8 protein-coding genes are annotated in these 8,136 nt (G+C 66.6%); 3 read left to right on the forward strand and 5 right to left on the reverse strand.

Annotation, left to right across the window (positions count from 1 at the left end; all coding sequences use genetic code 11):
- Window positions 1-13: 13 nt before the first annotated feature.
- On the reverse strand, window positions 14-1,174 hold the full coding sequence (locus ACFWX1_RS01985; protein WP_378382941.1) for a DUF222 domain-containing protein: 1,161 nt from the start codon (window positions 1,172-1,174) through the stop codon (window positions 14-16).
- A gap of 134 nt (window positions 1,175-1,308) precedes the next feature.
- Here ACFWX1_RS01985 and ACFWX1_RS01990 point away from each other — a divergent pair, with 134 nt between their 5' ends.
- From ACFWX1_RS01990 to ACFWX1_RS02000, 3 genes are all read left to right on the forward strand, one after another.
- Entirely contained in the window at window positions 1,309-1,710 is a 402-nt protein-coding gene (locus ACFWX1_RS01990) for a hypothetical protein (RefSeq protein WP_378382942.1), read from the forward strand.
- Window positions 1,704-2,270: a GNAT family N-acetyltransferase gene (locus tag ACFWX1_RS01995; protein WP_378382943.1), complete on the forward strand. Its 567-nt coding sequence runs from the start codon at window positions 1,704-1,706 to the stop codon at window positions 2,268-2,270. Before ACFWX1_RS01990 ends, ACFWX1_RS01995 begins: the two co-directional genes overlap by 7 nt.
- Window positions 2,271-2,920: 650 nt before the next feature.
- The gene (locus ACFWX1_RS02000; protein ID WP_378382944.1) at window positions 2,921-5,488 is read left to right on the forward strand and encodes an ABC transporter substrate-binding protein; all 2,568 of its coding nucleotides are present in this window, start codon (window positions 2,921-2,923) and stop codon (window positions 5,486-5,488) included.
- 158 nt (window positions 5,489-5,646) lie between these two features.
- On the opposite strand, the gene ACFWX1_RS02005 is transcribed toward ACFWX1_RS02000, so the two are convergent.
- From ACFWX1_RS02005 to ACFWX1_RS02020, 4 genes are all read right to left on the reverse strand, one after another.
- Window positions 5,647-6,198 carry an EF-hand domain-containing protein gene (locus ACFWX1_RS02005; RefSeq protein WP_378382945.1) on the reverse strand — a complete coding sequence of 184 codons (552 nt, stop codon included), beginning with the start codon at window positions 6,196-6,198 and terminating at the stop codon, window positions 5,647-5,649.
- Window positions 6,199-6,690: 492 nt separating this feature from the next.
- On the reverse strand, window positions 6,691-7,341 hold the full coding sequence (locus ACFWX1_RS02010) for a TetR/AcrR family transcriptional regulator (protein ID WP_378382946.1): 651 nt from the start codon (window positions 7,339-7,341) through the stop codon (window positions 6,691-6,693).
- A 55-nt stretch (window positions 7,342-7,396) separates the two neighbouring features.
- Window positions 7,397-7,822 carry an MBL fold metallo-hydrolase gene (locus ACFWX1_RS02015; RefSeq protein WP_378382947.1) on the reverse strand — a complete coding sequence of 142 codons (426 nt, stop codon included), beginning with the start codon at window positions 7,820-7,822 and terminating at the stop codon, window positions 7,397-7,399.
- Window positions 7,823-7,824: 2 nt separating this feature from the next.
- On the reverse strand, window positions 7,825-8,073 hold the full coding sequence (locus ACFWX1_RS02020; protein WP_378382948.1) for a hypothetical protein: 249 nt from the start codon (window positions 8,071-8,073) through the stop codon (window positions 7,825-7,827).
- Window positions 8,074-8,136: the final 63 nt, after the last annotated feature.

The following is an 8,136-nucleotide window of genomic DNA, read 5'->3' on the forward strand; positions in this document are numbered from 1 at the left end:
ACGACTACACTCTTCACGCGGATACCAAAGTCCGGTAGCATACGAAAAAGCATACACCCAACTGTCCGCCTAACCCGGGCAAGCTCACCGTGCATCGGTAGGCGGGGGCGTCGCAACCGGGGAAGGCGCAGCCTCCGTCGCGGCGGATCAAGGCGCGGCGGATCGCTGGGGTGGCCAGTCGCTGTGCCCGGCCCACGTCGAGAGGTTCGCCGTGGGATCCCAGCACCATCGGGATGATCTTGGCGTCACAGGCCAATCGCCGTGCCTCGGCTGCGGTGATCTCGCCGAGCAGGTCAAGAGTCGCTTGCCCGATCCCGGACCGTAGTTCTTCCAGGCTGACGGTCACGACGATGTGGGTGGCTTCTCCGGCTTGGGTGGGCAGGTCGGGGTGTTCGGCCCACATCCGCACCAGCTCCGAGAACGCGCAGCCACGTCGCTCCCACTGAGTTCGGGTGTCGCGTCCGTCTTCCTCGGTGGCGGGGCGGGGTTTGGCGAGTGGGTCGAGCATGGCTTGCAGGCGTGCGGAGGTTTCGTCGTCGACGCGGGCTTTGATCTGATGTCCGCCCTCACGGTGTGGGGCGATGGAGAACTCGGGCTGGAACGGTTTCGGTTCCCGGGTTTTCGGTTCTTTCCCGTCGGGGTCGAGTTGGGAGATTAGGCGTCGTCCGGCGGCGCGGATCTCCCGGGGTCCGGCCGAACGGGCGAGTTCGGCGAGGATTTTCTCCGCCTGTTCCCGTTCCTGTACGGGGACAGCGGCAGGGAGTTTGTCGAGCACCCGCAGGATCTCGTCGATCTGCGCGGCGCCGACCGCGCCCTCGGCGGCAGCCTGTGCGGTCGCCGGGGCCTGCGGCGGCTGCTCACCGCTGGTGAGATCACGAGTGCCGTTCAACGCCAACGCTCGCGCCACGCGAGCTTTCGCTTCGGCGTAGGGGATGTTCAATGTCTCCTGGAGCAGTCGCACGAGACTGCCGTAGCCGGTGGTATCGCGTATCCCGCGCCGTTCGAGCTCGGCCATGACCTCGCCCTGGACGGCCGCCTCTCGCCGTTGCACACACTCGGACTCCAGGAGCCGGTCCAGCAGGCAGCCGACGTCCTCGCGCCACCACTCGGTGGGCGATTCCTGGGTGCTGCCGCTGGTACTCACAGCATCGACTTTACCCCGATTCTCGAACATATGTTCTACACGATCGAGTGTAGCTGCAGGTGCCAGATCAGGGTGTCGTCTTGGTGACGAACAGCGACACTTGGCCGCACCGTGACTGTTCTCGCGGCCGAGGGCGAATCCGGTTGCTCCGCATAATGCGCCTGATGATCACCTCGCTCGATGACGCGTGCCGGCTACTGAGAGCGGTACCGCAGCTTGGCTTTGTGTCGCGCCCGTACATACTGCTGCGCACCGGGTGCATCTCGGTCGTGCTGAGCAGTGAGCGGGCTGATGCCGGCTGGGCGCGGCGCTTCGATGCCGAGTTGCTCTCCGTGGAACAGTTGGCCCCGGTCCGCAGCGGCGCGCGGGTCGTCGACGCGGTCGATCGCTTGGTCTCGGACCTTCCCGCGCTGGTCGGCCCTGGCACGCCACTGGCCCGGCTGGTCAGCCGCCGGGCACTGACCACTGCGGATGGCACCGCGCTCGATTCCCGCGGCTGTCGGCTGGTGGGCGCGCTCTCTACGATGTTCGAGGTCGAGCCGACGGCCGGGGCCGAGTGGTGCTGACCGGTCCGCTCTGGCTGAGAGCGGCCGAACTCGCGGATTCGGCCCCACTGGCCCGGTGGCGGGCGGACGCGGCGGCGTGGATCGCGCATGAGCACCAATCCACCCAGTGGTCCAAGCCGTTCAACGCGCAACAGGCCCGCTCGTGGATCGAGCACGGCGCCACCGTGATGGCGATGCTCGAACCGGGCGGTGAGCCGGTGGCCGGCCGCACCGTCCTGCCCGTCGGCGACCCCTTCCTGTGGACACCCGAGGAACGGGCGGCTCCGGCGCGGTACCCGGCGAAGCTCGTCGTCGACCGCCGGTACACAGGCTGGGGGATCGGCTGCCTGCTGACCGACTGGGCCCGGCGGCGCGCCCACCGGGCGGGCGCCGAGATCGTCCGGATCAACGTCTGGACCGACAATCCCGGCCTCCACACCTACCATCGCCGCTACGGCTGGCGCCGGGTCAGAACCGTGCCGGGCCACACCTCCGGCACGCTCTTCGCCATGCCCGTCCTCCACGCCCCGTTTCCCTCCTGCGTGCAGGAACTCGGCACGATCGTCCTCCCCGGCGACTGACCGGTCCCCTCCGAGCAATCGCCGACGCCGACGAATGAGCACTCCGACGCTGAGCACCACACACCCCTGTGCAGACAAATACGGCACGTTCAAATATTGCCCGCTACCGGTGTAGCGCGAGAGCACGAACCCCGGCGCGCAGAAGACGACAGAAAGGCCCGTCCAGCTGCGACGACAACAGCTGACCGAAGCGCAGTCCTCAGCCGCAGAAAGCGGGCGGCCTACGACAAGTACGCGCGGCCGTCACAGTCGTCTTGTGTGATCGACCACGATATCCGTCACATGTCCACGACAATTGTCATCGGACACGTCGATGGAGAGCATGTTCCAGATCTGCAGTGCGGACCGATCATAGTGCCGGCGATCGAACGTCCTGTCATGCCGAATAGCGGACGTTTCTCAGCAGCGCGCAGCCTGAGCCTGCTGGGGTCGGAGCGCTGTCGGGCCTTTCGGCCGTATACAGCCATTTGGGTCAGCGTGTCGGGCCCCGTTGCCTGCGGGGCGGGGTCGGTGAGGCGTTCGTCGTGACCGGATGCCCGCAGCGGTGCGTGACCATTCGCGTCGGCCGATCGGGGGACAGGGTGTTCATCGTTGGGGGAGCCAGGGGCGGTTTATGGTCGGGAACACCAAAACCGACTATCGAGGGTCCTGTGCCGGAGAAACGCGACACCGCGGTCACGCTTACTCATCAGGCGATCGAGATGCGCGAATCCGATCCGGCGCGCGCTCGTGAACTGCTCGGCGCCGCGCTGGCGATGGATGAGACGTACGAGCCTGCTTGGCGCTGGCTTGCCGAACTGGTCGGTGACGACGGGGAACGGCGGTATTGCCTGGACAGGGCGTACGCGATCAAGGCGGATCCGCAGACCGGCCGCGCGCGCAAGGCGTTGGGGCGAACGGCACCGCGGCCTCCTGCCGAGGTGGCTCACCTGGTCGAGCCGGAACGGCCGGCACCGATCGTGGCGGTGGGGCACGGCAAACCCAGGCGACGATGGATCTGGGGTGCCGTGGGGGTGGCGGTGGTTGCCGTGGTGGCGCTGTTCTGGGCCTGGGCGGGTTCAGCCGGCGGGCAGGGCGAGCCCGTGTATGTGGCGCTGGTGGCCGGTATGTCGGGGGACTCCGCGGTGAGTTCGGCCCAGATGGAGCATGCCGTGCGGATGCGTCTCGACAACGTCAACGCGGCGGGCGGGATCGACGGACACCCGGTGGAGCTGCTGGTTTACGACGACGCGAACCGGGCGGACAAGGCCGTGGGTATCGCTCAGGACATCGTTCGCGAGGGCAAGGTGCTGTTCGTGGTCGGGCACGGGGCCAGTGACGCCGCGCTCGCGGCGGCGCCGATCTACCAGCGGGCGAAGATCCCCGCCATCACGCCGACGGCCAGCTCGTCCCGCATCACCGACAGCAGCGACTGGTATTTCCGCAGCATGTTCGGGAATCGGACGCAGAGCGACTTCCTGTCCGTTTACGCTTCCCGCGCTCTGGGGTCGAAGACCGCGGCCGTCGTCTACGACGAGGACGAGGACGGCCGATCCGGTCATGACACTTTCCGGGATTCCTTCGGCGAGTTCGGCACTGTCACCGTCGAATTGCCGGTCTCCGCCGAGCGGGATCGCACCGCGGCGTCGGTGCGGGACGCGGTCGCGGAACTGAAGACACACAACCAGGCGGAGCCGATTGTGTTGGCCATGAAGGAGAAGAGCGGTCTTGCGATGATCGACGGGCTTCGGTCGGCGGGTGTCACGGCACCCATTCCGGGTACCACGTCCCTGGGGTCGCGTGCGTTCCACGACTCCCTGGTCAAGGCGGAAGCGGAGCGGGGACGGCCGGGGCTGCTCACCGCCAACCTGTACATGGCGACGCCGCTGGCTCAGGATTCGCTGTCCGGTCCCGCGCAGGTCTGGGCCGATGCCTACGAGAAACGGTACGGCGAACGCCCGCTCTGGCAGGCAGCGACAGCCCGTCAGGCCGTCAATGTCGGGCTGCACGCGATGGAGGTCGGCCGGCTGAGCTTCGACGAGAACCGCCGGTCGGAGGACCGGCAGCGGGTGCGCGACTCGCTCGCGGCGTTGAAGGACAAGAAGAACTCGTTCGCCGCGTTGCTGGGACCGTTGTACTTCAATGCGAGCGGCTCCGCGCAGATGGCCGTGTCGATGGTGACCAGCGACGGCTCCCGGTTCGTCTCGGCCCCGGTACAGTTCACGATCTACGAACCGCCGTCGGCCGAGGCACTCAAGGCCGGACTGGCCAAGGGGAATGTCATCGCGGTCAAGGGCCGGTACCTGAGCCGTCGTCAGGTCGTGGCGACCGGGATCAACATCAACGAAATCCGTGATCTCGACACCACGAACGGCACCTACTTCGTCGATTTCTTCGTGTGGCTGAAGTACACCGGCGACCACGTGGCAGCCGACGTGCAGTTCATCAACGCGGTCAAGCCCGACCTGAAACTGGGCGAGCCGCTGCGAGACGTCACGGAGAACGGGCAGACCTACCGGCTCTACCAGGTGGCCGACCGGTTCAAGAGCGGGCTCGAATTCCACGATTTCCCGTTCGATCACCAACAGGTCAGGGTTCTGCTGCAGAACAGGACCCAGACCGCGGACCAGGTGTCGTATGTGACCGACAAGGAGATCCTGAACCAGAACCCGCAGGACTTCCTGCGCAGTGGTACGGACGCCGACGCCAGTATCAACCAGGTCCCGAACTGGGTGGCCTCGTCGGTGCGTTTCTTCCGCCAGACCGTCGGAAGCAGCGACGGTCTGGGCGACGGCAAGACGGCCGGCGCCGAGACGGGTATCTACTACAGCCAATACGCGGGTGAAGTGGAACTCGAACGGGACATCCTCCCGTTCCTGATCAAAAACCTGCTGCCGTTGATGCTGCTGATCAGTGTCACGTACCTGTCCCTGTTCTTCAAGGCCTCGGACGGGAGCGCACCGGTGTCGATGGGCGTCACCGCGATTCTCAGCACCGCGGTCCTGCTCAACAACGTGACCTCGCAGCTCCCGTCGGTCAGCTACATCGTGGCACTGGAATGGGGCTACTACGCGTTCATTCTGCTCGCCGCGATCTGCGTTCTGGTCGCGATGCTGCGCAAACGTTTCGCCGCGACGAAACGCGACGACATGGAACAAACCTTGAGCAAGGCCGCGCGCATCGGTTACCCGCTCTACATCCTCGGCGTCGTAACCGCTTTCGTCGTCGCCTTCGGGTAGGCCATCGGGACCGGCCGTGATCTTGTGCTCGGGGCATGCACACCGCTGCTGAACGTGGTCGGCTGGTAGGAAGTGCGCAGTCGGCCTGGTGTCGGCGCGGCCAGGCGCTGCGTTTGGTTCTGCGATGGATGATCGCGGGAAAAGGGGGATTTTCAGGCTCAGTTGGCAGCGTTGCCCAGCATGTTGGAGCCGGGGGTGTCGGGGCCGGTGCTGGTGAATGCACCTCGCACGGAGTTCTGCCACTCCTCACGGCTGATCCGGTTGTCCCCGTTGGTGTCGATCTGTTTGAACGCGCCGACCGCAGCTGCCGTGGACGCACCCGCTGCGCTGTAGACGGCGACAACCTCGACCTGGTTCAGCACGCCGTCGCCGTCCACGTCCGCGGCGTCGAACACCGTGTCGGCCGCAGCCGCCACCACGTCGAGATAGGCGGGGTCGGAGAGCAGACCCGCGTCCACCGCGGCCACGAACTCGTCGCGGGTGACGCTGTCGTCCCCGTCGGCGTCGGCTCCGGCGCGGATCTGTTCCCACCATGCCCCGTACGCCTGAGTCATGGCGGCGCGGTGCGGGGAGGCTTCGTCGTGGTCGAACACCTCGCTGACGCCGTCGCTGACGGCGATCAGGTCCTTCCGTTCGATCAGGCCGTTGCTGTCGTGGTCGAGCACGTCGAACATGGAGTGGAGGTTCTTGAGCTGCAGTTCGCTTAGCATGTTCCTTCTCCTCATGTGATCGCCCTCTGACGGAGGCTATTGAGGCGGAGGAAAAACAGGACAGGGCCATTAGTGCGGATCTGCCTCACACCTTCGGATGAGCCTGACGGGTCTGCCCGGGCTCTGGCTGACGCCGGGGCTGGCCCAACCTAAGCCAGAGAACCAACAGCGCCGACGGAAACACACCACCACAGGCGGTAAGGTGATCACAGGACGAGTATGAGTTTGCTGCCGGGTCGGCGGGATTGGCACCAGGTCACCGCGGCGTTGACGGCGAGGTGAGCATGGCGGGGGCGAATCCCGCTCCGTGCGGCCGGCAAGGCGTGAAGAAGACCGGTCGCGTCGATTTTCGGGCGACCGTAGCCGGCTTTGTTCTCGAAAAGAGTGTCTGCCTGAAACGTCGATACAGACGTCGCTCGGTGGTATCAAGAACGCGACGTCACCTTGTGCGTAGTTCCGGTGAGCCGCATTTCTTCCCCTGCCGCCGGCCGGCTAGTTCGCTGGAGCCTGGGTCGTCTGGTCGGGTGTGGAACCGATGACTCGCAGCCAGATCTCGGCGCAGGTATCGGTTGCCGCGCGCAGGTCGCGGGGGCGAGCTGAGGCCCAGTAGAAGGTCCGCTCTGTCATCCAGCAGAGTCCGCGGGCCAAGGCGGCGGCACCGACGGGCCCCGGCACATCCGGGACGCCTGCGCGGGCCAGGACCTGGGTCATCGCTTCGGCGTAGGAGCCGAGCGTTTCCTTCCACAGTTCGCCGATTTCCGGGATGACCGGGGCGAAGTCCACGGCGGCGCGCATCACGAGGCCATGCTCACGCCACTGTTTCGCCGTGCGCCGCAAGGCTTCGCGGATGATGTCCGCGGGGGCGGAGCCGGTGTCGCCGGCGGCCCCGAGCGCGTCCTCGCGCAAGACGGCGACCGTGCGCGCCACCAGTGCGGCGAGCACTTCGTGCTTCGAGCCGAAGTAGAAGTACAGGGACGCACGCGAGATACCGGCTCCCTTGGCGATGGTCTCCACCGTGATCGACTCGACGCTCTCGTGTTCCAGCAGCGCTTCGGCCGCGTCGAGGATCGCCTGCTCGCGCAGGTCGCCCTTGCTCGGGGTCGAGCGTCGTCTCCGGGGTGTGCCAGTTTTCGCCGATACCACTGGGCGACCGTACATCATGGTCTGTCCGCGGACGTGACGTCGAGAAAACCCGACGTCACGTCCACCTCAGCGGCGGACACCCGGAGTCCGATGGGCGCGCCAGTCCTTCGGGGCATGCGGAATCCACACTTCGGAGCCCGGCGAAGTCCTCGGCGCGGCAGGCCCGCAACTCTCCCTCGGCATGGGCGTGGACGTGCTCCAGCTCGTCCGCCCCGAGATAGCGCCGCGCGTGCGGGAACAGACTCAGGCCCCCGGTGTGGTCGAAGTGCCCGTGGGAGACGACCACGTGAGTCACGTCGGAGCAGGCGTACCCGATCGCCGCCAGCTGCCGGTCAACGGTTTGTTCGGGCCGGTAGTCGATCAGCAGGAACGACGTCAGGTCGCCGTATACCTTCTCGACGTCGCCGGTCATCAGGTCCCCCCGTGCCATCGTCAGCATCGCGCCTTCGAGGGCGTGGAGCCGGTTCGCTGTGGCGGCCACGGTCAGCTCGACGCGATCTGGTGGCCGTCGGGGAAGTCCGTCGAGCGCGACAGCTCCTCCCACTCGCGCAGGTCGGTCTCCACAGCCGCGCGGCCGGCCGCGACCAGACGCAGCGCGTCCGAACCCAGCACGAGGTGTACCGGCGGCTTGTCCGATTCGATGACTTTCAGGATCGCTTCGGCCGCCTTGGCCGGGTTACCCAGCTGGTTGCCGCGCGCCCCCCGGCGGGGGGGGCGGGAGCGGGCCCACAACCACCCCTAGTAAACGAAAAACCCCGCGGTGGGGGCCCCCACACATATAAAAAACAAAACACA

The sequence above is a fragment of the Amycolatopsis sp. NPDC059021 genome, from assembly GCF_042739895.1.
In the GTDB taxonomy this organism is placed as follows: Bacteria; Actinomycetota; Actinomycetes; order Mycobacteriales; family Pseudonocardiaceae; genus Amycolatopsis.